This window comes from Streptomyces sp. CY-1 (assembly GCF_047218265.1).
Taxonomy (GTDB): Bacteria; Actinomycetota; Actinomycetes; order Streptomycetales; family Streptomycetaceae; genus Streptomyces; species Streptomyces niphimycinicus.
Window position 1 is genome coordinate 8998016 of the sequence record NZ_CP178393.1, and the last position, 22556, is coordinate 9020571.

20 protein-coding genes and 1 pseudogene are annotated in these 22556 nt (G+C 71.8%); 13 read left to right on the plus strand and 8 right to left on the minus strand.

The genetic code is table 11. From position 1 onward, the window contains the following. Window positions 1-22: 22 nt before the first annotated feature. Entirely contained in the window at window positions 23-2341 is a 2319-nt protein-coding gene (locus ACK1X7_RS38615) for a xyloglucanase (protein WP_390795323.1), read from the minus strand. A 343-nt stretch (window positions 2342-2684) separates the two neighbouring features. Here ACK1X7_RS38615 and ACK1X7_RS38620 point away from each other — a divergent pair, with 343 nt between their 5' ends. Beyond that, a complete protein-coding gene (locus tag ACK1X7_RS38620; RefSeq protein ID WP_398159710.1) occupies window positions 2685-3917 on the plus strand; it encodes a glycoside hydrolase family 10 protein in 1233 nt (410 codons plus the stop codon). 18 nt (window positions 3918-3935) lie between these two features. Here ACK1X7_RS38620 and ACK1X7_RS38625 read toward each other — a convergent pair whose 3' ends face one another. Beyond that, complete coding sequence (locus ACK1X7_RS38625; protein ID WP_014056134.1) at window positions 3936-4142, minus strand: DUF1918 domain-containing protein; 207 nt, start codon at window positions 4140-4142, stop codon at window positions 3936-3938. Window positions 4143-4389: 247 nt separating this feature from the next. Further along, window positions 4390-5346: pseudogene (locus ACK1X7_RS38630) on the minus strand (DMT family transporter); the annotation flags it as partial. Between ACK1X7_RS38630 and ACK1X7_RS38635 the strand changes: the two are divergent. Next, window positions 5345-6799: a PLP-dependent aminotransferase family protein gene (locus ACK1X7_RS38635; protein ID WP_398159709.1), complete on the plus strand. Its 1455-nt coding sequence runs from the start codon at window positions 5345-5347 to the stop codon at window positions 6797-6799. The pseudogene ACK1X7_RS38630 and the gene ACK1X7_RS38635 overlap by 2 nt on opposite strands. Before the next feature lie 415 nt (window positions 6800-7214). Continuing rightward, window positions 7215-7787 carry a histidine phosphatase family protein gene (locus ACK1X7_RS38640; RefSeq protein ID WP_093466036.1) on the plus strand — a complete coding sequence of 191 codons (573 nt, stop codon included), beginning with the start codon at window positions 7215-7217 and terminating at the stop codon, window positions 7785-7787. Between the two features lie 9 nt (window positions 7788-7796). Here ACK1X7_RS38640 and ACK1X7_RS38645 read toward each other — a convergent pair whose 3' ends face one another. Further along, on the minus strand, window positions 7797-8318 hold the full coding sequence (locus tag ACK1X7_RS38645; protein WP_216343687.1) for a GNAT family N-acetyltransferase: 522 nt from the start codon (window positions 8316-8318) through the stop codon (window positions 7797-7799). Between the two features lie 131 nt (window positions 8319-8449). Here ACK1X7_RS38645 and ACK1X7_RS38650 point away from each other — a divergent pair, with 131 nt between their 5' ends. Together ACK1X7_RS38650 and ACK1X7_RS38655 are read left to right on the plus strand one after the other, a co-directional pair. After that, window positions 8450-10669 carry an NADP-dependent isocitrate dehydrogenase gene (locus tag ACK1X7_RS38650; RefSeq protein ID WP_385147796.1) on the plus strand — a complete coding sequence of 740 codons (2220 nt, stop codon included), beginning with the start codon at window positions 8450-8452 and terminating at the stop codon, window positions 10667-10669. A 229-nt stretch (window positions 10670-10898) separates the two neighbouring features. Continuing rightward, window positions 10899-12479, plus strand: a complete 1581-nt coding sequence (locus ACK1X7_RS38655; RefSeq protein ID WP_385147799.1) for an alpha/beta hydrolase — start codon at window positions 10899-10901, stop codon at window positions 12477-12479. Between the two features lie 70 nt (window positions 12480-12549). On the opposite strand, the gene ACK1X7_RS38660 is transcribed toward ACK1X7_RS38655, so the two are convergent. Then, complete coding sequence (locus ACK1X7_RS38660) at window positions 12550-12981, minus strand: nuclear transport factor 2 family protein (protein WP_390795324.1); 432 nt, start codon at window positions 12979-12981, stop codon at window positions 12550-12552. Window positions 12982-13091: 110 nt separating this feature from the next. On the opposite strand from ACK1X7_RS38660, the gene ACK1X7_RS38665 reads away from it, so the two are divergent. After that, window positions 13092-13661: a PadR family transcriptional regulator gene (locus tag ACK1X7_RS38665; protein ID WP_385147804.1), complete on the plus strand. Its 570-nt coding sequence runs from the start codon at window positions 13092-13094 to the stop codon at window positions 13659-13661. Then, a complete protein-coding gene (locus tag ACK1X7_RS38670) occupies window positions 13648-14448 on the plus strand; it encodes an SGNH/GDSL hydrolase family protein (RefSeq protein WP_413116366.1) in 801 nt (266 codons plus the stop codon). The genes ACK1X7_RS38665 and ACK1X7_RS38670 overlap by 14 nt, the downstream gene beginning before the upstream one ends. Before the next feature lie 17 nt (window positions 14449-14465). Here the strand turns inward: ACK1X7_RS38670 and ACK1X7_RS38675 are convergent, their stop codons facing one another. After that, complete coding sequence (locus ACK1X7_RS38675) at window positions 14466-15161, minus strand: DUF4232 domain-containing protein (RefSeq protein ID WP_390795325.1); 696 nt, start codon at window positions 15159-15161, stop codon at window positions 14466-14468. A gap of 209 nt (window positions 15162-15370) precedes the next feature. On the opposite strand from ACK1X7_RS38675, the gene argC reads away from it, so the two are divergent. From argC to ACK1X7_RS38700, 5 genes are read left to right on the plus strand one after another with little or no spacing between them, the layout of a single operon-like run. After that, window positions 15371-16399 carry an N-acetyl-gamma-glutamyl-phosphate reductase gene (gene argC, locus ACK1X7_RS38680; RefSeq protein WP_398159708.1) on the plus strand — a complete coding sequence of 343 codons (1029 nt, stop codon included), beginning with the start codon at window positions 15371-15373 and terminating at the stop codon, window positions 16397-16399. Next, on the plus strand, window positions 16396-17550 hold the full coding sequence (gene argJ, locus ACK1X7_RS38685) for a bifunctional glutamate N-acetyltransferase/amino-acid acetyltransferase ArgJ (protein ID WP_385147816.1): 1155 nt from the start codon (window positions 16396-16398) through the stop codon (window positions 17548-17550). The genes argC and argJ overlap by 4 nt, the downstream gene beginning before the upstream one ends. Then, the gene (argB, locus tag ACK1X7_RS38690; protein WP_385147819.1) at window positions 17547-18509 is read left to right on the plus strand and encodes an acetylglutamate kinase; all 963 of its coding nucleotides are present in this window, start codon (window positions 17547-17549) and stop codon (window positions 18507-18509) included. The genes argJ and argB overlap by 4 nt, the downstream gene beginning before the upstream one ends. Continuing rightward, window positions 18506-19708, plus strand: coding sequence for an acetylornithine transaminase (locus tag ACK1X7_RS38695; protein WP_413116367.1), 1203 nt, complete (start codon window positions 18506-18508; stop codon window positions 19706-19708). Before argB ends, ACK1X7_RS38695 begins: the two co-directional genes overlap by 4 nt. 8 nt (window positions 19709-19716) lie before the next feature. Beyond that, window positions 19717-20283 (plus strand): arginine repressor, encoded by a 567-nt coding sequence (locus ACK1X7_RS38700; protein ID WP_014056149.1) that lies wholly within the window; start codon window positions 19717-19719, stop codon window positions 20281-20283. Window positions 20284-20422: 139 nt separating this feature from the next. On the opposite strand, the gene ACK1X7_RS38705 is transcribed toward ACK1X7_RS38700, so the two are convergent. Continuing rightward, window positions 20423-21448 (minus strand): bile acid:sodium symporter family protein, encoded by a 1026-nt coding sequence (locus ACK1X7_RS38705; protein ID WP_413116368.1) that lies wholly within the window; start codon window positions 21446-21448, stop codon window positions 20423-20425. A 66-nt stretch (window positions 21449-21514) separates the two neighbouring features. Continuing rightward, window positions 21515-22105, minus strand: a complete 591-nt coding sequence (locus tag ACK1X7_RS38710) for a pyridoxamine 5'-phosphate oxidase family protein (protein ID WP_385147827.1) — start codon at window positions 22103-22105, stop codon at window positions 21515-21517. A gap of 51 nt (window positions 22106-22156) precedes the next feature. Here ACK1X7_RS38710 and ACK1X7_RS38715 point away from each other — a divergent pair, with 51 nt between their 5' ends. Next, window positions 22157-22555 carry a DUF488 domain-containing protein gene (locus ACK1X7_RS38715; RefSeq protein WP_385147830.1) on the plus strand — a complete coding sequence of 133 codons (399 nt, stop codon included), beginning with the start codon at window positions 22157-22159 and terminating at the stop codon, window positions 22553-22555. Window position 22556: the final 1 nt, after the last annotated feature.

Sequence of the window (22556 nt, forward strand, 5' to 3'; positions counted from 1 at the left end):
GCACGGGGCTCTCACACCGCGGTCACGAGGTGTCGCCGCGCAGGATGCCGCGGCCGTTGGTGGCCACGTAGACCCGGCCGTAGACGCGTGGGTCGCCGGTGATCGAGGCGCCCGTCCAGCCCCACTGGTGGGCGTCGTCGTTGATCCGGGTCCAGCTCGCCCCGGCGTCGGTGGAGCGGAAGATGCCGCGCACCCCGCCGATCTTCGCGCTGGTGTAGAGCGCCTGGTACGAGGCGCCCGGCGCCGCCTTGCCGAAGCCGATGGTGTCCGCCTGCTGGACGCCGCTCAGCTTGGTGAAGGTCGCGCCGGAGTCCGTGGAGTGCCACAGCCCGTACGCCCCGGCCGCGCTGCCGCCCGCGAGCCAGATGTCGCCCTCGGCGCCCGGCAGCGCCTTGAACCGCACCGGGCCGTCGGCCGGCAGCCCGGCGGACGCCCTGGCGGTGAAGGTGGCGCCGCCGTCGGTGGAGACGTAGAAGGTGCCCGCCTTGAAGCCGTAGAACTTCTTCGGGTTCTTGCGGTCGGACTCCACGACCGCCCCGGCCGGGATGCCGCTCGACGCCGACCAGGAGCTGCCGAAACCGGTGGTGTGGTAGACGGCCGAGGTGCCCTCCGGGGCCCAGACGAAGCCGCTGCCGTCGGCCGCCGCGGCCACCGTGCCGCCGCCCGTGACCCCGGACGGCTCGCTGCCCTGGAACCAGTTGGCGCCGTTGTCGGTCGAGAAGGCGATCCGCGGGGCGGAGTCGTTGTTGCCCACCCGGACCACGGTGTTCGCGTTGGTCTCGGCGTAGTCCAGGCTGGTGGTCGTGGTGAACGTCGGCGAGGTGTACATCCTCGCGGGCACCGCGTCCAGGTCGGTGTGGCGGAAGCCCCCGATGTCACCGAGCGCGCTGAGCAGCGGGGCGCCGGTGGGCGGGCTCGCCAGATCGTTGACCGCCGTCTCCTCCAGGCCCTTGACCATGGGGGTGATGGTGATGGTGCCGCCGGTGTCCCAGTTCGCGAGGTTCTGGGTGCCGTAGACCGTCGCCCCGGTGCCGTACATCATCCGGCGGGAGTCGAACGGGTCGATCTCCAGCGCCTCGGTCATCCAGCCCAGCTTCGGGGTCACTTCGGGCGGCGAGGGATTGGCGCCGAAGGTCAGCCAGGGGACGGACGAGACGTCCTGGGTGTAGCGGAGGGACCGGTTGGGATAGCTGGTGAAGTCCCAGGCCCGGGTCCAGGTGGCGCCGGAGTCGGTGGAGCGGAAGATCTGGGTGTCCGGCCACCAGGAGCTGTAGCCGGTCACCATCAGCGTGCCGGGCGTCGCGCGGTCCACCGTGAGCCCGCTGTAGCCGAAGTAGGTGTCGGCGTCCGTCATGGGGCTGATGTTCTTCCACTCCCCGGTGGCCGTGGTGTACCGCCACACCTGGCCCTTCTCCCCGTCGTAGGGGCCGCCCTTGTCGCTGGTGGTCAGGTACAGATAGCCGTTCTTCGTATCGAGGACGCCCTTGTGGGAGAGATAGCCGGTGGGCTGCCCGGCCACCCGCGACCAGGTGGCGCCCGCGTCCGTCGAGCGGTAGACGGTGTTGTTCTTGTCGGCCACGCCCACGTAGACGGTCTTCGTCGCGCTGCCGGAAGAACCGGTGCGCTCGTCGAAGGTCACCCACACCACGCCCTGGTTGTCGCTCAGATAGCCGCTGGTGTCGCTCGGGTCCTGGACATAGGTGCCGGGGTTGGGGAAGGACGTCACCTTCGACCAGGTGACCCCGGAGTCGGTGGAGCGCCACAGCCCGTTGCCGCTCGGCGCGCCGAGGTAGAGCACGCTGTTCCGGTTGGGGTCGACCGCCAGCCGTTCCCCCATGCCGCGGCCGGGCATATTGCCGCCCAGCTTGAAGGGGAGGGTGGTGGACTGCCAGGTGGCGCCCCGGTTGGACGAGCGCAGGACGGCACCGTTGCCCGGGTCCCAGCCGTTGGTGTACGTACCGGCCGCCACATAGACCTTGTCGGGATCCACGGAGTCGCTGGCCAGGCTCACCACCCCGGTCCAGCCCCAGTGGTCCCAGTCCAGCGAGTCCAGCAGCGGCACCCACCGCTTGCCGGACTGGTCCCAGCGGTACGCCCCGCCGATATCGGTGCGGGCGTAGGCGAGGTTCTTCTCCTTGCGGTTGAAGACGATGCCGGGGACGAAGCCGCCGCCGTCCACGCGGACGTTCTTCCAGGTGTAGGCGTCGGCCTGGGCCGTGCCCCGGGCGGGGGCCGGTTCGGGGCGGGCCGCCGCGGGGGAGGCGGCGGCGGTGAGTAAGCCGCCGACGAGTGCCAGCGCGGCCATGAGCGCGCCGAGCGGTCTGCTGCCTTTGCTGCGCACGGGAACTTCCTCTCCGGACGTGGGGGTAGTGAGGGGTGCGGGCCCTGCGGGCGAGGCTATTTGGGAGCGCTCCCATGCGTGCGTCATCCGATGCTAGCGGCCGGATGGCCGTGCGAGAAGGGTGAAGTCAAGCGGTCCTCAAGGGGGGTTGGGCTTGCGTGGCCCGGATTCGCGATAGGCATTGCCGGGCGCCCCACAAGGGCCCCATCATCAGCGGGAGTTGCCTCCTCCGGCGCGATGCCTGCCCGGGGCCGGAAGGGTGACGGCCTCCCGGGGCCGCGGTCCGGGCCGGTGGCGGGCGGCGGCGCCACGTAGGCGACACGACCGAGGCGAGGAGTTGGGCATGGGTCGGATCACGCGCAGAAGTCTGACGGCGGCGGCCGCCGGAGCCCTGGCCGCCACCGTCACCGCGGGGGACGCGCTGGCACAGGGGCGGGGCGGTGGGCACCGGCCCGAGTTCCGCGGGATGTGGCTGGCCACCGTCGCCAACCGCGACTGGCCGTCCAAGCCGGGTCTCACCGCGGACGCGCAGCGGGCCGAGCTGCTGAGCTTCCTGGACACCGCCGTGCGCCGCCGGCTCAACGCGGTGGTCTTCCAGGTACGGCCGACGGCGGACGCCCTGTGGCCCTCACCGTACGAGCCGTGGGCCGAGTGCCTCACCGGCGTCCAGGGCCGGGACCCGGGCTGGGATCCGCTGGGCACCGCCGTGCACGAGGCGCACCGGCGCGGCCTCGAGCTGCACGCCTGGTTCAACCCGTACCGGATCGCCAACCACACCGACCCCTCCCGGCTGATCCCCACCCATCCGGCCCGGGTGCACCCCGAGTGGGTGGTGCCGTACGGCGGGAAGCTCTACTACAACCCCGGGCTGCCCGAGGTCCGCCGCTTCGTCCAGGACGCCATGCTGGACGCGGTCGCGCGCTATGACATCGACGCCGTCCACTGGGACGACTACTTCTACCCCTATCCGGTGGCCGGCCAGGTCTTCGACGACGACGCGGCCTACGCGCGCTACGGCGCGGACTTCCCGGACCGGGCGGCCTGGCGGCGCGACAACATCGACCGGCTGGTGTACGAGACGGCCGTGCGCGTCAAGCGGCTGAAGCGGCGGGTGCGGTTCGGCATCAGCCCCTTCGGCGTCTGGCGCAACCAGGCCACCGACCCGCTGGGCTCCGCCACCACGGCAGGGGTGCAGACCTACGACGACCTCTTCGCGGACACCCGCGGCTGGGTGCGGCGGGGCTGGCTCGACTACATCGTCCCGCAGGTCTACTGGAACATCGGCTTCGCCGCCGCCGACTACGCCGCGCTCGTGCCCTGGTGGTCGGAGGCGGTCCGGGGCACGGGGGTGAACCTCTACATCGGCGAGGCGCTCTACAAGGCGGGCGATCCGGCGCAGCCCGCACCCTGGCAGGACCCGGCGGAGCTGTCCCGGCACCTCACCTTCGACCAGGGCTTTCCGCAGGTGCGCGGCAATGTGTACTTCTCGGCCAAGGAAGTGGCCGCCGACCACAACGGCGCCATGGCGCGTGTGGTCGCCGACCACTATCCCCATCGTGTCCGTCCGCCCCGCTGAGCCGGGGCACCGGGCTCGCTAACGCTGCCCGGGTCCGGCGGCCAGATGGCGGACGACCGAGTCGGGCCCGGGGGAGAACAGGCACTCGTGTCCGTCGTCCTCGTAACGCACGCGGTAGGGCGGTTCCCCGTCGGTCCCGAGCACTTCGATGATCTCCGCTACACGATCGTGAATCCCGACAACCCTGCCGTGCACCAGCAGCTTGTCGCCTACGGTCGCCTCCATGTGCGTGACCTCCTGTCCGCTGGAGGGCAATGCGATCCCTGTGGCCAGTCTATGGCCGGTTGTCCTGGTTTGCCCCCGCCAGGGGGTGATTCGGGTCCCCCGCTTCGGGGACCCGGCTCGCCGCTTCGGGGATCCGGTCCGCCGTTTCGGGAGTCCGGTCGGCCGCTTCGGGGATCCGGTCCGCCGCCGTGGGCCCCTGTGCCCGGCCCGCCACCGCCGGGGTGCGCACGGTCCTCGCCGCAGGGACCCGTGCCCGCTGCGTCACCCCGATGCACACCAGCACCGCCACGGCGGCGATCGGGGCGGCGGGGGTGAGCTTCTCGCCGAGGAGCAGCACCGACCACACCAATGTGAGCAGCGGCTGGGCCAGTTGGAGCTGGCTGGCCCGGGTCACCCCGATGGCGGCCATCCCCCGGTACCAGACCACCATGCCCACGAACTGCGAGCCCACCGCCAGCCACAGCAGTCCGGCCACCGCGCGGCCGCCGAGGTGGACGTCCTCGGCCGACACCGCGAGCACCGCGCCCGCCACCGCCAGCGGCAGACAGCCCACCAGTGCCCAGCCGATCACCTGCCAGCCCGGCATATGGCCGGCCAGCCGTCCGCCTTCGGCATAGCCCGCCGCGCACACCGGCAGCGCGGCGAACAGATACAGATCGCCCGCGGTGGGCGCGCCGCCGCTCTGCTGGAGCGCGAAGGCGATCACGACCGCGGCCCCGGCCAGCGCCGCCGCCCAGAACGTGCGCGAGGGCCGCACCCCGGTGCGTACGGCGGAGAGGGCGGCGGTGGTGAGCGGCAGCAGGCCGACCACCACGGCCGCGTGTGCCGTGGTGGAGGTCTGGAGGGCGAGCGTGGTCAGCAGCGGGAAGCCCACGACGACCCCGGCCGCCACGACCAGCAGCCCCGGCCAGTGGCGGCGGTCCGGCACCGGCACCCGCAGGGCGGCCAGCGCGCCGCCCGCGATCAGTGCGGCGAGCACCACCCGGCAGGTGGTCACCGACCAGGGGCCGAGGCCGGTCAGCGCCCAGGCGGTGCCGGGGAAGGTCAGGGAGAAGGCGGCCACGCCGAGCATGGCGAGCACGGTGCCGGTGCGGGCGGCGGACGGGGTGTCGTCCCGGCCCGGGGCGGTGTCGTCCCGGCACCCGGTGGGGCCGCCGCTCACCGCTATCGCACTGTCTTCAGTAGCGCTATCCTGTGCTGTCATGGAACAGCGTAGCAGTGTGGCCGAACTCGCGAAATCGCTGCGGAAGGAGCTGGACCGCTACTCACCTGGAGAGAAGCTGCCGTCCAGCCGTGTTCTGGTCGAGCGCCACCGGGTGAGCCCGGTCACCGTCTCCCGCGCCCTCGCCGCCCTCGCCGCCGAAGGGCTGGTGGTCACCCGCCCCGGCGCCGGTGCCTTCCGCGCCGACCGCCCCGGGGCCCGGGCTCCCCGCCCGGGCGACACCTCCTGGCAGGAGGTCGCGCTGAGCGTGGAGACGGCCGGCGAGCCGGTGCGGCGCTCGGTCGACGCCTCCGGCGTCCTGGCCACGCTCGCCGCCCCACCGCACGGGATCCTGGAGTTCAACAACGGCTATCTGCACTCCTCGCTCCAGCCGGAGCGGGCACTGTCCGCCGCCCTGGCCCGCGCCGGACGGCGGCCCGGGGCATGGGAGCGCCCCCCGGTGGAGGGGCTCCCCGAGCTGCGCGCCTGGTTCGCCCGCGAGATCGGCGGCCCGGGCGGAACCCTCGGCGCCGCCGACGTGCTGATCACCGCGGGCGGCCAGTCCGCCCTCACCTGCGCGCTGCGCGCCCTCGCCCCGCCCGGCGCGCCCGTCCTCGTCGAATCCCCGACCTACCCCGGGGTGCTCGCCGCCGCCCGCGCCTCCGGGCTGCGCCCCGTCCCGGTGCCGGTGGACACCGAGGGGGTCAGGCCCGAGCTGCTCGCCGAGGCGCTGCGGGCGACCGGCGCCCGGGTCTTCGTCTGCCAGCCGCTGTTCCAGAACCCCACCGGGGCGATGCTCGCCCCCGAGCGGCGCCGTGAGGTGATCGGGATCGCCCGTGCGGCGGGCGCGTTCGTGGTCGAGGACGACTTCGCCCGCCGGCTCGTCCATGAGGACGCGCCCCCGCTGGCCCCCACGCTCGCCGCCGACGACCCCGACGGGGTGGTGGTCCATGTGTGCTCGCTCACCAAGCCGACCTCGCCCAGCCTGCGGGTGGGCGCGCTCGCCGCCCGCGGCCCCGCGCTGGGACGGCTGCGCGCGATCCAGGTCGTCGACAGCTTCTTCGTGCCCCGCCCGCTCCAGGAGGCCGCCCTGGAACTCGTCGGCGCCCCCTCCTGGCCCCGCCATCTGCGCAACGTCGCCGCCGAGCTGCGCACCCGCCGCGACGCGCTCGTCACCGCCGTCCGGCGCGAACTGCCCGACCTGGAGCTGCGTTATGTCCCGCCCGGTGGCTACCACCTGTGGCTGCGGCTGCCCCAGGGCACCGACGAGACCGCGCTGGACTCCGCCGCGCTGCGTGCCGGGGTCGCCGTCGCCCCCGGCGGCCCGTACTTCTGCGCGGAACCGCCCGCGCCGCATGTGCGGCTGAGCTTCGCGTCGGTGGCGGGCGTCGGCGAACTGGCCGAGGGCGTACGGCGGTTGAGCACGGCGTGGGACGAGGTGCTGGCGGGGGCGTAGCGGTGTCCGGTGCGGGTCCTGCCGCCCGCGGCGGGCTGTTCCCCTCCCCGCCCCTTCCCGATACCTGACGATATGCGGCTCCGCCGCGTGCGGGGCTCCGCCCCAGACCCCGGACCGGGCGCCCCAGACCCCGAAACCGGGCTTGGCCCCCAGGCCCCGGTACCGGGGCTCTGCCCCCAGGCCCGGGGTCCAAGGGCGGAGCCCTGCCACGCGGCGGAGCCGCACATCGACACAGCCCGCGCCCTTCAGGGCGCCCCGGCGGCCCGCGTCGCACCCTGCCCGCCACCCACGATGCGCACGGTGTTCATGAGAGGGCCGCTTCGAGCCGCCCGGTGACCCGGCGCACACCGAAAGGCCCTGCTCTTCTTCCTGGTTACGGGTCCTGGAGCCGCGGCCGTGACCGTACGATGCCGGGATGACGTTTCGGCTGACGCTGGTCGCCGCCGGTCGCAGCTCCTCCCGGCTGGGGGAGCGCTTCGGTGACGACCGGCCGCTGGATCCGGAGGGCCGGCTCGCCGCCGAGCGCGCGGCCCCCGCGCTCGTACCGCTGGCCGCGGCCGAGCTGCGCTACTGCTCGCCGTCGGCCCGCAGCCGGGAGACCGGCGATGCGCTGGGCTTCACCCCGCTGGTCCAACTCGCCCTGCGCGACTGCGACATGGGCCGCTGGGCGGGCCGCTCCCTCGCCGATGTGATGGCACGCGAACCGGGCGAGGTGGACGCCTGGCTAGGCGATCCGCGCTCGGTGCCGCACGGCGGGGAGTCGCTGCACGCGTTCATCATGCGGATCGGCGGCTGGCTGGACACCCGCCCGGCCGAGGACCACGCCAAGATGGTGGCCGTCGCCGACCCGGGGGTGGTCCGCGCCGCCCTGATGTACGCCATCAAGGCGCCGCCGCACTGCTACTGGAACGTCGACATACGCCCGCTCTCCACCGTCACCCTCACCGGCCGGGCGGGCGAGTGGCGGCTGCGCGTGGACGGGGTGTGAGGGCAGCGCTCACGGCGCCTCGGTGATCTCCTCGGCCAGCAGATCCATCAGCAGGCCGTCGTGCCACGTGCCGTCGGGGCCGCGCTCGTAGGAGCGCATGATGCCCACGGGCCGGAAGCCGACCTTGCCGTAACAGCGGATCGCGGCGGCGTTGTCCGCCGCCGGGTCGATCACGATCCGGTGGTGGCCGTGGTCGGTGATCAGATGGCGGGCCAGGGTGCGTACGGCGTCGGTGCCCAGCCCCCGCCCGTGCACCGCCGGGTCCAGATAGATGTCGATGCTCGCATGCCGGTAGTCGGGCTCGTCCTCCGCCGCCCACTGGATCATGCCGATCACCGCGCCCCCGTACTCGATGCTCAGATGCTCGGCGCCGGGCTCGGCCAGGTCCTCGCGCACCGCCGCCACCAGGTCCTCGCCGCCCCGCCAGCGCGCGTGGACCTCGGGCTTCGCGCGGATCGCGGCCAGGACGGGGACATCGGAGGGGTCGGTGGGGCGCAGCACCACCTGTGCGCCCCGCAGGGTTCTCGGCATGGTCGGGACGATCCCAGGAACCGCGGGCGGTGGCCAGGGCGCGTCGTTCTGCCCAGGGCCCTTTCGGGAAAGGGCCCGGCACCAGATATCTTGATGTCGAGCAATGTTGCAGACGTGGAGCGGAGCACCCGGTGACTGACTCGACCATCATCTATACGCACACGGACGAGGCCCCTGCCCTCGCGACGTACTCGTTCCTGCCGGTGATCGAGGCATACGCCTCGACGGCCGGGGTCACCGTGGAGAGCCGGGACATCTCTCTGGCGGGACGGATCATCGCCCAGTTCCCGGAGCACCTCGAAGAGGGCCAGCGCATCCCCGACGCCCTCGCCGAGCTCGGTGACCTTGCCAAGACCCCTGAAGCCAACATCATCAAGCTGCCGAACATCTCGGCCTCGATCCCGCAGCTCAAGGCCGCGGTCGCCGAGCTCCAGGAGCAGGGCTACGCGCTGCCGGACTACCCGGACGACCCGAAGACCGACGAGGAGCGGGAGATCCGCGCCCGTTACGACAAGGTCAAGGGCTCCGCCGTGAACCCGGTGCTGCGCGAGGGCAACTCCGACCGCCGCGCCCCCGCCTCGGTGAAGAACTACGCCAAGGCGAACCCGCACCGCATGGGCGCCTGGACGGCCGATTCCAAGACCAATGTGGCCCATATGGACACCGACGACTTCCGCTCCACCGAGAAGTCCGCGGTGATCCAGGAGGCCGGTTCGCTGCGCATCGAGCTGGCGGGCGACGACGGCTCCACCACCGTGCTGCGCGAGTCGGTGCCGGTGCTGGCGGGCGAGGTCGTGGACGCCTCCGTGATGCGCGTCGCGGCGCTGCGCGAGTTCCTCTCGGCGCAGGTCGGCCGCGCCAAGGCGGAGGGCGTGCTGTTCTCGCTGCACCTGAAGGCCACGATGATGAAGGTCTCCGACCCGATCGTCTTCGGCCACGCCGTACGGGCCTTCTTCCCCAAGACCTTCGCCGAGCACGGTGAGGCGCTCGCCGCCGCCGGGCTGACCCCGAACGACGGTCTGGGCGGCATTCTCAAGGGCCTGGAGGCCCTGCCCGAGGGCGCGGCGATCAAGGCGTCCTTCGACGCCGAGCTGGCCGAGGGCCCGGAGCTGGCCATGGTCGACTCCGACCGCGGCATCACCAACCTGCATGTGCCGTCCGACGTCATCGTCGACGCCTCCATGCCGGCCATGATCCGCACCTCCGGCCACATGTGGGGCCCGGACGGCGAGGAGCACGACACCCTCGCGGTGATCCCGGACAGCAGCTACGCCGGGATCTACCAGGCCGTCCTCGACGACTGCCGCGCCAATGGCGCCTTCGACCCGGCCACGATGGGCTCGGTGCCCAACGTCGGCCTGATGGCGCAGAAGGCCGAGGAGTACGGCAGCCACGACAAGACCTTCGAGATCCCCACCACGGGCACCGTCCGCGTCCTGGACGCGGCGGGCAACGTGGTCATCGAGCAGGTCGTCGGCGCCGGTGACATCTTCCGGATGTGCCAGACCAAGGACGTGCCGATCAAGGACTGGGTCAAGCTGGCCGTCACCCGCGCCCGCGCCACCGGCGACCCGGCCGTCTTCTGGCTCGACGAGGGCCGTGCCCACGACGCCAACCTCATCGAGAAGGTCAAGGCGTACCTGCCCGAGCACGACACCGAGGGCCTGGACATCAAGATCCTCTCGCCGGTCGACGCGATCAAGCTCTCGCTCGAGCGGATCCGCCGCGGCGAGAACACGATCTCGGTCACCGGCAACGTCCTGCGTGACTACCTGACCGACCTGTTCCCGATCCTGGAGCTGGGCACCAGCGCCAAGATGCTCTCGGTCGTCCCGCTGATCAACGGCGGCGGGCTGTTCGAGACCGGCGCGGGCGGCTCGGCGCCCAAGCACGTCCAGCAGCTCGTCAAGGAGAACTACCTGCGCTGGGACAGCCTGGGCGAGTTCCTCGCCCTCGCGGTCAGCTTCGAGCACCTCGCGCAGAAGACGGGCAACGCGCGGGCCCAGGTCCTCGCCGACACCCTGGACCGGGCGACCGGCTCCTTCCTCGCCGAGAACAAGTCGCCCAGCCGTCGCGTCGGCGGTATCGACAACCGCGGCAGCCACTTCTACCTGGCCCTGTACTGGGCCCAGGAGCTGGCCCGGCAGACCGACGACGCGGCCCTGGCCAAGGCGTTCGCCCAGCTCGCCGAGGTGCTCACCGCCCAGGAGCAGACCATCGTCGACGAGCTGCTCGCCGTCCAGGGCTCCCCGGCCGACATCGGCGGCTACTACCAGCCGAACACGGCCAAGGCCGCGGCGGTCATGCGCCCGTCCGCGACCTTCAACCAGGCCCTCGCCACCCTCGGCTGACGCCCCGGCGCACCGCTGCGCCCCGGCCGGAACTCTCCGGCCGGGGCGCTGCGTTTTCTCCGCCATGGCCTGTCCTGCTGCCGATGGCGTAAGACTTCAGAGCCATTTGCCCGCCGGTCCGTACCCCCAGCGGCGTAGGGCATCCCATCCCAGCGAGGGTTTCTCCTCAACTGCCCCATGAGAAAGGGTGATTGCGTCACAACACAGACTGCCCATAAGGACTCCCCACGTGCGAACCAGACCATTCGTCCATGTCCTGGCGGCGAGCACCCTCGCGGCCCTGGTACCGGCCCTCGCCCCGGCCACCGCCTCCGCCGCGGGCAACCCCCTGGAGCCGTACCTCGGTCAGAAGCCGGCCTGGCACCGCTGCGCCGACGACACTCCGGCCTCCTACCGGTGCGCCACCATCAAGGTCCCGCTGGACTACAGCCGCCCCGACGGCAAGAAGACCGATCTCGCGATATCGCGCATGAAGACCAGCACCGCGGCCGAGCGCCGCGGTGTGCTGCTGCTCAACCCCGGCGGCCCTGGCGGCCCGGGCATCGGCATGCCGCTCTCGCTGGCCACTGAGCTGCCGAAGTCGGTGACGCGGAAGTACGACCTCATCGGCTTCGACCCCCGCGGGGTCGGCCGGAGTTCCCCCGTCACCTGTGGTCTGACCGGCAAGGAGGAGAGCTGGGAACGCCCCTACCGGGACGAGACGTTCACCCGGGACGTGAAGTGGGCGCGCACCGTCGCCGAGAAGTGCGACAAGGAACAAGGCGACAAGCTGCGCCACATCACCACCCGGAACACCGCGCGCGACATGGATGTCATCCGGGCCGTGCTGGGCGAGAAGAAGATCTCCTACCTGGGGTACTCGTACGGCACCTACCTCGGCGCCGTCTACACGCAGATGTTCCCCCGGCGCGCCGACCGCTTCGTGCTGGACAGCTCCGTGGACCCGGAGCGGATATGGCGCGGCATGATCCAGATCTGGGCCGAGGGCGCCGAACCCGCCTTCACGCGGTGGAGCGAGTGGACCGCCCAGCGGCACAGCACCTACAAACTGGGCAAGACCCCCGAGGCCGTTCGCAAGACCTTCTGGGACCTCGTCGCCCAGGCCGACCGTGAGCCGATCGAGCTCGACGGCCAGAAGCTGACCGGTGACGACATCCGCGGCGGCATCCGGGCCTCGCTCTTCACGGTGCGCGAGGGCGCGGAGGCCATCGCCAGGCTGAAGAAGGCGGCCGACGGGGCTCCGGCCCGCACCGGCGAGTCCACGGCGCCCAGCCGTCCCAGCCGGCCGGCCTTCGGCAGCGCCGCGGCCCCGGACAACGGCACCGCCGCCTTCTGGTCCGTCGTCTGCTCCGACACCCGCAACTGGCCGCGCGACCCCGAGCAGTACCGTAGCGACGCGCTGCGGGACAAGGCGAAGTATCCGCTGTACGGCGACTTCGGATCCACCATCAAGCCGTGCGCCTTCTGGAAGAAGGACGGCAGCGAGCCCGCCACCAAGGTCGACAACAAGGTCGGCGCGCTGATCCTCCAGAACGAGTGGGACTCGCAGACGCCGCTGGCCAGCGGTCGCGGTATGCACCGGGCCATGAAGGGCTCGCGGATGGTCACCGTCGCCGGAGGCGAGGGCCACGGCGTCTACGGCTACACCAAGTCGTGCGCGGACAAGTCGGCCACCGGCTATCTGTCCACCGGCCGTCTCCCGGCGCAGGACCTGACGTGCCGTACGCCCGCGTCACAGCGCGAGCAGGGCTTCAAGAAGCTGCCCCTGCCCGCGCCTTCGGGACTCCCGGGGACGACGAACGGCTTCTGATCCGTTCCGCCGGACGATGCGGTGAGGTGGGGCTCCAGCAGGGCTGGGGCCCCACCTCACGTAGGTGCGTCTACCGGCCCGCGGGCGCCGGTGCGAGACCGTCCTCGACCAGCCCGGCGAGGACCGCTTCGCCGAGGGCGTGCACGGCGGACTGGGGCCGGACCATGACGGTGAACTCCTTGATCCGGCCGTCGTCGGCGAAGTGCAGCAGGTCGATGCCGTGGATCTCCTTGTCGCCCACCCGGGCGCGGAAGAGCAGCACCGCCGACGCGGCGGAGGTGCCGTCGGTGCTGGTCCGCGCGGTGCCGGTGTAGTCGCCGACGTAACGGAAGTCCTCGAAGGTGCGCAGCAGGACCCCGAAGAGGCCCAGCACCATCGGCTTGCCCTCGAAGGGGGTGAACTTGACGGGGCTGTAGAGGCGGATGTCCTCGGTGAACAGCTCGTCCAGGGCCGTCAGGTCCTTGTCGTCGACGGCGGCACGGAAACGGTCGGCAGCGTTCATCGCGGCCCCACCTTCGCTAGTCATGGATGTGATTAGTCATTTTCATGACTACCATGGTTCCGTGTCCGGCGGCAGAGGCATGAAGGCAGCGGCATGAAGGAGGCGGTCCCATGGCCCTACGGCACGCCGTGCTGGCAGCACTGCTCGAGGGGGAGCTCAGCGGATACCAGCTCACCAAGGCGTTCGACATCGGCGTGGCGAACTTCTGGCACGCCCAGCCGCAGCAGCTCTACGCCGAGCTGACCCGTCTGGAGAAGGACGGGCTCATCGCGGGCCGGGAGGTGGCCCAGGAGACCCGCCCCACCAAGCGGCTGTTCCGGGTGACCGACGCCGGGCTGGCGGAGCTGGAGGAGTTCACGGCCGCCTTCGCGAAGCCCTCCTTCATCCGCGACGACCTGCTCGTCAAGGTCCAGGCCGCCGACCACGTCGACACCGAGACCCTGATCGGCCAGCTCACCGAGCGGGCCGCCTTCGCCCAGGCCAAGATCGACCTCTTCGGCAAGCTGCTGCGCAAGATCCGCGGTGACCTCGCCGAGGAGGAGTTCCTTCGCCGCGGCCGCCCCATCGGCCCGTATCTGACCTGTCTGCGCGGTCTGGCCCTCGAACAGGGCAACCGCGACTGGTGCGAGCGCACGATCACGGTCCTGCGACAGAGGGAGCACACCCATGCCCGGCACTGACGTGCCCTACCGCCGCTATGTCGCGCTGGGCGACAGCCAGACCGAGGGGCTGGGCGACGGCGACGAGGCCACCGGTCTGCGCGGCTTCGCCGACCGCCTCGCGGAACACCTCGCCCACCACAACCCGGGCCTCTCCTACGCCAACCTCGCCGTACGGGGCCGCCTGGCCGCGCAGGTCCACACCGAGCAGCTCGCACCCGCGCTGTCCCTCCGCCCCGACCTGGCCACCGTCGTCGCCGGGGTCAACGACCTGCTGCGCCCCCGCTTCGACGCCGACCATGTCGCCCACCACCTGGAGGCGATGTTCGCCGCGCTCACCGCCCAGGGCGCCCGCGTGGCCACGCTCACCTTCCCCGACCCCGCCCGCATCACCCCGCTGGCGCGTCCCCTCGCCCCGCGCGTCGTCGCCCTGAACCAGCGCATCCGCGAAGCCGCCGGGCGCCACGGGGTCACCGTCGCCGAAACCAGCCGGCACCCCGTCGTCGCCGACCCCCGGCTGTGGAGCAGCGACCGTCTGCACGCCAGCCCCCTCGGCCATCAGCGCATCGCCGCCGCCCTCGCCCACGCCCTCGGCCTGCCCGGCACCGACGACACCTGGACCCATCCCCTGCCCCCGCTGGCGACACCCGTGCCCACCGGATGGCGCGCCGCCCCCGGCGAACTGCGCTGGACCGCCACCTTCCTCGGCCCCTGGCTCACCCGGCGCCTCCGTGGCCGCTCCTCCGGCGACGGTCACACCGCCAAGCGCCCGGACCTGGGCCCGGTGGACGCGAGGCGCCCGGGCTGAGCGGAGCGGTGCGACCGTCAGAAGTCGTACGGCTTCTCGGTGCTCCAGTTCAGCACGTCGGCCTCGTTCCAGCGGAACTCCGGCTGCTCGCCCTTGGAGTCGACGGAGTAGAAGGGGCCGTCCTGACCGTCCGCGCCGCGCAGCGCGATGGCGAACGACTGCGCCGTCTGGTTCTTCGAGCCGTAGTCGAAGAGGTTCACCGCGCTGTACGCCGTGCCGCCGGGCCGGAGCGTGATGCGCTTGTCGCCGGCCGTGTCGTCCTTCTTCGAAAGCGGGAGTGTCTCGCTGTCGACGTCGCCGTCGAGCTTCACGGACGGGTACGAGGTGACCCAGCACGGCTTGTCGCCCTCGTTCGACGCGGTGATCAGCAGGTGGTCGCCCTGCTGCCCGGCGAGCTGGTGCACCGCGGTGACCATCATCTCGTCGCCGCGGCACTGCTGGGCGGCGGTGGCGGCCTTGTTCGTGAGCTCGTCCGACCCGCCCGAGGCGGTCGTCGAGCGCTCGCCCGTCTTGGTGTCACCGCCGCTCTTGACCTGCTCCGCGCCGCCCTTGGCGTCCCCGTTGGACACCGACCGGCTCTGCGAGGTACCGGCGGCCTTGTCGCCGCCCGCCGCCTTCGAGTCGCCGTCGGCGCCGCCGCAGGCGGTCAGGCCCAGCGCCAGCGCGGCGGTGACGGTGGCCAGCGCGGCGGTACGAATCCGGGAAGTACGCATGATCAGGTTTCTCCTGCGCCTTGTGCGGGAGCCTTCTTTGGTGTCCCGCGGTGTGAACACCACTCTTCCCGGGGCCGCTGACGTTCTGGAAACGCCGCACTCACGTCTCACTCACGTCCCGCAAACGAACCGTGAGCGGCGGGGAGGGCTTTGCATAACACTGCGATCAATCGTATAGTCATGCCATCGTGTGAGGGAGGAAGACGGCAATGGCCATACGTGCTGCGGTGGCGGGCGCGAGCGGATACGCGGGCGGCGAACTGCTGCGTCTGCTGCTCGCCCACCCCGAGGTGGAGATCGGCACCCTGACCGGCAACTCCAACGCCGGGCAGCCCCTCGCCGGGCTCCAGCCCCATCTGCTTCCGCTGGCCGGGCGAGTGCTTGAGCCCACCACCGCGGAGGCGCTGGCCGGACATGACGTGGTCTTCCTGGCGCTGCCGCACGGACAGTCCGCCGCCGTGGCCGAGCAGCTCGGCGACCAGGTGCTGGTCATCGACTGCGGCGCCGACTTCCGGCTGAAGGACGCGGCGGACTGGGAGAAGTTCTACGGCTCGCCGCACGCCGGCACCTGGCCCTATGGCCTCCCCGAGCTGCCCGGGGCCCGCTCCGCGCTGGAGGGGACCAAGCGCATCGCGGTTCCGGGCTGCTATCCCACCGCCGTCTCCCTCGCGCTCTTCCCGGCGTACGCCGCGGGGCTGCTGGAGCCCGAGGCGGTGATCGTCGCCGCCTCCGGGACCTCCGGCGCGGGCAAGGCGCCCAAGCCGCATCTGCTGGGCAGCGAGGTCATGGGATCCATGAGCCCGTACGGCGTCGGCGGCGGCCACCGGCACACCCCCGAGATGATCCAGAACCTGTCGGCCGCGGCGGGGGAGCGGGTCTCGGTCTCCTTCACCCCGACCCTCGCCCCGATGCCCCGCGGCATCCTCGCCACGTGCAGTGCCAAGGCCCGGCCCGGGGTGACCGGGGAGAGCCTGCGCGCCGCGTACGAGAAGGCGCTGCGGGACGAGCCGTTCGTCACCCTCCTCCCCGAGGGCCAGTGGCCCGCCACCGCCGCCGTCCACGGATCCAACGCCGCGCTGCTCCAGGTCGCCCATGACGAGGCGGCCGGCCGCGCCATCGTGATCAGCGCCATCGACAACCTCACCAAGGGCACCGCCGGTGGCGCGGTGCAGAGCATGAACATCGCCCTCGGCCTCCCCGAGGAGCTGGGACTTTCCACGATCGGAGTCGCTCCATGAGCGTTACGGCAGCCCAGGGCTTCACGGCCGCCGGCGTCGCGGCAGGCATCAAGGAGAACGGAAACCCCGACCTCGCACTCGTCGTGAACACCGGCCCGCGCCTCGACGCCGCGGCCGTCTTCACCTCCAACCGCGTCAAGGCCGCCCCCGTCCTGTGGTCCGAGCAGGTCCTCAAGGGCGGCCAGGTCTCGGCCGTCGTCCTCAACTCCGGTGGCGCCAACGCCTGCACCGGCCCCCTGGGCTTCCAGGACACCCACGCCACCGCCGAGAAGGTCGCGGACGCCCTCGGCCACAGCGCGGGCGAGATCGCCGTCGCCTCCACCGGACTCATCGGCGTCCGGCTGCCCATGGACGCGGTGCTGTCCGGGATCGGCAAGGCCGCCGAGGCGCTCTCCCCGCACGGCGGCGAGAAGGCCGCCATCGCCATCAGGACCACCGACACCGTGCACAAGACGGCCGTCGCGCAGAGCCCCGCCGGCTGGACCGTCGGCGGTATGGCCAAGGGCGCCGGGATGCTGGCCCCGGGGCTGGCCACCATGCTCGTCGTCCTCACCACCGACGCCGATGTGGACGCCCCCGGGCTGGACACCGCGCTGCGCGTGGCCACCCGCACCACCTTCGACCGGATCGACTCCGACGGCTGCATGTCCACCAACGACATGGTGCTGCTGATGGCCTCCGGCGCCTCCGGGGTCACGCCCGAGGCCGCCGAGTTCGCCGAGGCGGTCCGCGAGGTCTGCGCCGATCTCGCCCGCCAGTTGATCGGGGACGCCGAGGGTGCCTCCAAGGACATCCGGATCGAGGTCGTGGGCGCGGCCACCGAGGACGACGCCGTGGAGGTGGGCCGCTCCATCGCCCGTAACAACCTCCTCAAGTGCGCCGTGCACGGCGAGGACCCCAACTGGGGCCGAGTGCTCTCCGCGATCGGCACCACCTCGGCCACCTTCGAACCGGACCAGCTCAACGTCGCGATCAACGACGTCTGGGTGTGCAAGAACGGCTCGGTGGGCGAGGACCGCGAACTGGTCGACATGCGCTACCGAGAGGTCCGCATCACCGCCGACCTGGCGGCGGGCGGCGCCTCGGCGGTCATCTGGACCAACGACCTGACCGCCGACTACGTCCACGAGAACAGCGCGTATTCGTCATGAGCGAGCCGACCGCCCGGAAACACACCGCCCTGCCCAAGGCCCGCATCCTCATCGAGGCACTGCCCTGGCTGACCCGGCACCACGGCAAGACCGTGGTGATCAAATTCGGCGGCAACGCCATGGTCGACGACGAGCTGAAGGCCGCCTTCGCCCAGGACGTCGTCTTCCTGCGCCACGCGGGCCTGCGCCCCGTCGTCGTCCACGGCGGCGGCCCCCAGATCAGCGCGCAGCTCGACCGGCACGGTCTGGTCAGCGAGTTCAAGGCCGGACTGCGGGTCACCACCGACGACGCCATGGACGTCGTACGGATGGTGCTGGCCGGACAGGTCCAGCGCGAACTGGTCGGGCTGCTCAACCGGCACGGCCCGCTCGCCGTCGGCATGACCGGTGAGGACGCGCATCTGATGTCCGCCACCAAGCACTTCGCCGAGATCGACGGCGAACAGGTGGACATCGGCCGGGTCGGCCAGATCACCGAGATCGACACCGGCGCGGTCCAGGCCCTGCTGGACGACGGCCGGATCCCGGTCGTCTCCTCCATCGCCCGCAGCGCCGACGATTTTGATGAAAGGGCCCAAGTTTACAACGTCAACGCCGATACGGCCGCCGCCGCCCTCGCCGTCGCGCTGGGCGCCGAGACGCTGGTGGTGCTCACCGATGTCGAGGGCCTCTACGCCGACTGGCCCAACAGCGACGATGTGATCAGCAAGCTCACCGCGAGCCAGCTCGAGAAGCTGCTGCCGGAGCTGGCCAGCGGCATGGTGCCGAAGATGGAGGGCTGTCTGTACGCCGTGCGCCACGGGGTCACCACCGCCCGTGTGCTGGACGGACGCGTACCGCACGCCATCCTGCTGGAGATCTTCACCGACGAGGGCATCGGCACGATGGTCCTGCCGGACGGGACCGTGATCGACCAGCAGGACAAGGGTCACCAGGACAACCAGGGGGAGGACCAGTGAGCAACGCGGAGCTGAAGCAGCGCTGGCAGGGGGCGCTCATGGACAACTACGGCACCCCCCGCCTCCCGCTCACCCACGGCAAGGGCACCAAGGTCTGGGACGCGGACGGCACCGAATACCTCGACTTCGTCGGCGGTATCGCCGTCAACTCCCTCGGCCATGCCCACCCCGCCGTCGTCCGGGCCGTGTCCGACCAGATCGCCACCCTCGGCCATGTCTCCAACCTCTTCGTCGCCGAGCCCCCGGTGGCGCTCGCCGAGCGGCTGCTCCAGCTCTTCGGCCGCTCCGGACGCGTGTACTTCTCCAACTCCGGCGCGGAGGCGGTCGAGGCCGCCGTCAAGATCGGGCGGCGCACCGGGCGCACCCATATGGTGGCCACCACCGGCGGCTTCCACGGCCGCACCATGGGCGCCCTCGCGCTGACCGGCCAGCCCGCCAAGCAGGAGCCGTTCCTTCCGCTGCCCGGCGACGTCACGCATGTGCCGTACGGGGACGTGGCGGCGCTGCGCGTGGCCGTCACCACCGACACCGCCCTCGTCATCGTGGAGCCCATCCAGGGCGAGAACGGCGTCGTCGTGCCGCCGGCCGGCTATCTGGCGGCGGCGCGGGAGATCACCCGGGCCACCGGCACCCTGCTGGTGCTCGACGAGATCCAGACCGGCATCGGGCGGACCGGGCACTGGTTCGAGCACCAGGCGCAGGGCGTCGAGCCCGATGTCGTCACCCTCGCCAAGGGGCTCGGCGCCGGGCTGCCCATCGGCGCCACCCTCGCCTTCGGGCCCGCGGCCGACCTGCTGACCCCGGGTCAGCACGGATCGACCTTCGGCGGAAACCCCGTCGCCTGCGCCGCCGCGCTCGCCGTCCTCGACACGATCGCCGCCGACGGCATCCTGGACCGGGTCAAGCGGGCGGGGGAGCGGCTGCGTAACGGAATCGAATCGCTCGACCACTCTCTGGTAGCCCGGGTCCGCGGCGCCGGGCTGCTGCTCGGTATCGTGCTCACAGAGTCCCTCGCACCGCAGGTGCAGCAGGCGGCTCAGGACGCGGGACTCCTGGTGAACGCGGTCGCGCCGGATGTGGTCCGGCTCGCCCCGCCGCTCGTCATCGCCGACGAGGAAGTGGACACCTTCCTCCGGGAGCTGCCCGCCGTTCTGGACGCCGCACGCGAGGGTGACGGGGAACGACGAGCCGGAGACTGACGACACCGATGACCGAGGCGCAGCACACCGACGCGCAGCACACCGACGTGCAGGACGCCAACCACGGCGGACCGGCCGTGCCGCAGACCCGCACCGCACGCCACCGCCGGATCGTGGACATCCTGAACCGGCAGGCCGTGCGCTCCCAGAGCCAGCTCGCCAAGCTGCTCGCCGACGACGGGCTCTCCGTCACCCAGGCGACGCTCTCCCGGGACCTGGACGAGCTGGGCGCGGTGAAGATCCGCAACACCGGCGGCGAGCTGATCTACGCGGTGCCGAGCGAGGGCGGCGACCGCACGCCGCGCGCCCCGCTCGGCGAGTCGGCGAGCGAGGCGCGGATGGCCCGGCTGGCGGCCGAGCTGCTGATCTCGGCGGAGGCGTCGGCCAACCTCGTGGTGCTGCGCACCCCACCGGGCGCCGCCCAGTTCCTCGCCTCGGCCATCGACTCGGCGGAGCTGCACGACATCCTCGGCACCATCGCGGGCGACGACACCCTCATGCTGATCAGCCGCGACCCGGTGGGCGGCCAGCAGTTGGCGGACCATCTGCTGCGCCTGGCCCAGAAGGAACGCTGAGGCGCCCCGTTTGGGCGCGGGGCCGTGTCGATGTGCGGCTCCGCCGCGTGGTGGGGCTCTGCCCCAGGCGCCGGGGTCCAGGGGGCGGAGCCCCTGGTAGCGGGAAAGGGCGGGGAGGGGAAAACCGCCCGGAGACCCCCTAGGCGCTCGCCGACTTCTCCGCCCCGCGCGCCCGGTACGACATCCAGGCCGCCACCACCGCGCCCGAAACGTTGTGCCAGACGGAGAACACGGCGGCCGGAAGCGCCGCCAGCGGGCTGAAGTGGGCGGCGGCCAGGGAGGCGGCGAGCCCGGAGTTCTGCATGCCGACCTCGAAGGCCATGGCCCGGCTGGCGGGCGCGCCCAGCCGGGCCACCTTCCCGGCGCCGTATCCCAGCGCCAGGCCGAGCCCGTTGTGGAGCACCACGGCGAGCAGCACCAGGGCCGCCGCCGACTTGATGGCGTCCGCGCTGGCGGCCACCACGACCGCGACGATCACGCCGATGGTGACGGCGGACAGCCAGGGCAGCAGCCCCAGCACCCGGTGGATGTACCGCCCGGCGACCAGCCGTACGACCAGGCCCCCGATCACCGGCAGCAGCACGGTCTTGAGGATGTCGGTGACCATCGACCCCGCGTCCACCGGCAGGAACTCCCCGGCCAGCAGCAGCGTCAGCGGCGGGGTGACCAGGGGCGCGAGCACCGTGGAGACGGTGGCGACCGAGACCGACAGGGCCACATCGCCGCGTGCCAGATAGGTGACCACATTCGAGGCGGTTCCGCTCGGCGCACAGCCGACCAGGATGACTCCGGCCGCCAACTGCGGGGAGAGACCGAGGGCGTTGGCGATCAGCCACCCCAGCCCCGGCATGATCACATAGTGCGCGACCAGGCCAAGGGCCACCGCCCACGGCCGCTTGACCACACCCGAGAAGTCCTGCGGGGTCATGGTCAGCCCCATGCAGAACATGATCACGCCGAGCAGATACGGCACATTCGGTGCCCAGCCGCTGAAGGTGCCGGGCGTGGTGAGGCCCGCCGCCCCGGCGGCGAGGACCAGGATGGGGAAGACGGTGACGGCCCGCCGGGCCGCCCGGTCGGCGGAGGTGGACTCCGGCGACGGCGAGGGCGCCTGCGCCGCCGTCGTCGAGGGGTCCGCCGCGGAGCTCTTCGATTCGGATCGCACCGCGTGATCGAACGCTTCCGGAGGCACCTTCCGCAACACCGTCTCGTTATGTGGTCACTACACCCACTATGGTGAGCCGAGAGGCGGCAGCGGCAGCGGAAGCCCCGGCAGACCGTCGATGCTGCTGGCGATGTGCTCCTTCTTGTGGAAGTAGCGGTCCAGCGACGCGTCGTCCTCCCGCCGGAAGCGGTCGCCGTGCAGTGTGCGCTCCTCGCGATAGTCCATGAAGGGGACCGCGTAGCCGCAGGTGTCCCGGATCAGCTCGGCCGTCACCACGATGACCGCCCGCAGCCCGTGGGCGTCCATGTCGATGCCCGGGAAGTGCTTCAGCAGCGCGCCGAAGCGCGGATCGTCACGGAACACCGGCTCGCCCCGGCCATGCACCCGCACGATGTTCGGCGGGCCGGTGAAGGCGCACCACATCAGGGTGATCCTGCCGTTCTCCCGCAGATGGGCGATGGTCTCCGCGTTGCTCCCCGCGAAGTCCAGGTAGCCCACGGTCAGTTCGTCGAGTACGGCGAAGGAGCCGGTGAGCCCCTTCGGGGAGAGGTTCACCGTGCCGTCCCCGTCCAGCGGGGCGGTGGCGGTGAAGAAGATCTTCTGTTCTTCGATGAAGGTGCGGAGTCTGCCGTCGATGCGTTCGTACACCTTGCCCATGTGGCGCATTATCCTCGCGGGTGGCCGCCCGGGCGATGGTTCCATGGGTGTATGGCCGCCAAGAAAGCCTCCGCGCGCGCGTCCGCGACCGGGCCCGCGATCCGTATCCGCCGGGTGTACGAGACCCCCGGCCCGGACGACGGCACCCGTGTCCTGATCGACCGCGTCTGGCCCCGTGGCCTCGCCAAGGCCGACGCCCACCTGGACGAATGGACCAAGGACGTCGCACCCTCCACCGAACTGCGCCGCTGGTACGGCCATGAACCGGACCGCTTCCCCGAATTCACCCGCCGCTACCGCGCCGAACTCACCACCCCGGAGCGCCAGGCGGCCGTCGACCACCTCCACGCCCTGGCCACTTCCGGCCCCCTGACCCTCCTCACGGCCGTGAAGGACCTCGAGCACGGCCATGTCCAGGTGCTGGCCGAGGCGATCCGCGGCCAGGAGTGAG

Excerpts from the sequence above, each read along its gene's own strand:
- ACK1X7_RS38665 (WP_385147804.1), top strand. The coding sequence starts at position 13,092 with ATGGCCCTACGGCACGCCGTGCTGGCAGCACTGCTCGAGGGGGAGCTC.
- ACK1X7_RS38675 (WP_390795325.1), bottom strand. The coding sequence starts at position 15,161 with ATGCGTACTTCCCGGATTCGTACCGCCGCGCTGGCCACCGTCACCGCC.
- ACK1X7_RS38640 (WP_093466036.1), top strand. The coding sequence starts at position 7,215 with ATGACGTTTCGGCTGACGCTGGTCGCCGCCGGTCGCAGCTCCTCCCGG.
- ACK1X7_RS38700 (WP_014056149.1), top strand. The coding sequence starts at position 19,717 with ATGACCGAGGCGCAGCACACCGACGCGCAGCACACCGACGTGCAGGAC.
- argJ (WP_385147816.1), top strand. The coding sequence starts at position 16,396 with ATGAGCGTTACGGCAGCCCAGGGCTTCACGGCCGCCGGCGTCGCGGCA.
- ACK1X7_RS38660 (WP_390795324.1), bottom strand. The coding sequence starts at position 12,981 with ATGAACGCTGCCGACCGTTTCCGTGCCGCCGTCGACGACAAGGACCTG.
- argC (WP_398159708.1), top strand. The coding sequence starts at position 15,371 with ATGGCCATACGTGCTGCGGTGGCGGGCGCGAGCGGATACGCGGGCGGC.
- argB (WP_385147819.1), top strand. The coding sequence starts at position 17,547 with ATGAGCGAGCCGACCGCCCGGAAACACACCGCCCTGCCCAAGGCCCGC.
- ACK1X7_RS38715 (WP_385147830.1), top strand. The coding sequence starts at position 22,157 with ATGGCCGCCAAGAAAGCCTCCGCGCGCGCGTCCGCGACCGGGCCCGCG.
- ACK1X7_RS38710 (WP_385147827.1), bottom strand. The coding sequence starts at position 22,105 with ATGGGCAAGGTGTACGAACGCATCGACGGCAGACTCCGCACCTTCATC.
- ACK1X7_RS38635 (WP_398159709.1), top strand. The coding sequence starts at position 5,345 with ATGGAACAGCGTAGCAGTGTGGCCGAACTCGCGAAATCGCTGCGGAAG.
- ACK1X7_RS38625 (WP_014056134.1), bottom strand. The coding sequence starts at position 4,142 with ATGGAGGCGACCGTAGGCGACAAGCTGCTGGTGCACGGCAGGGTTGTC.
- ACK1X7_RS38645 (WP_216343687.1), bottom strand. The coding sequence starts at position 8,318 with ATGCCGAGAACCCTGCGGGGCGCACAGGTGGTGCTGCGCCCCACCGAC.
- ACK1X7_RS38620 (WP_398159710.1), top strand. The coding sequence starts at position 2,685 with ATGGGTCGGATCACGCGCAGAAGTCTGACGGCGGCGGCCGCCGGAGCC.
- ACK1X7_RS38670 (WP_413116366.1), top strand. The coding sequence starts at position 13,648 with ATGCCCGGCACTGACGTGCCCTACCGCCGCTATGTCGCGCTGGGCGAC.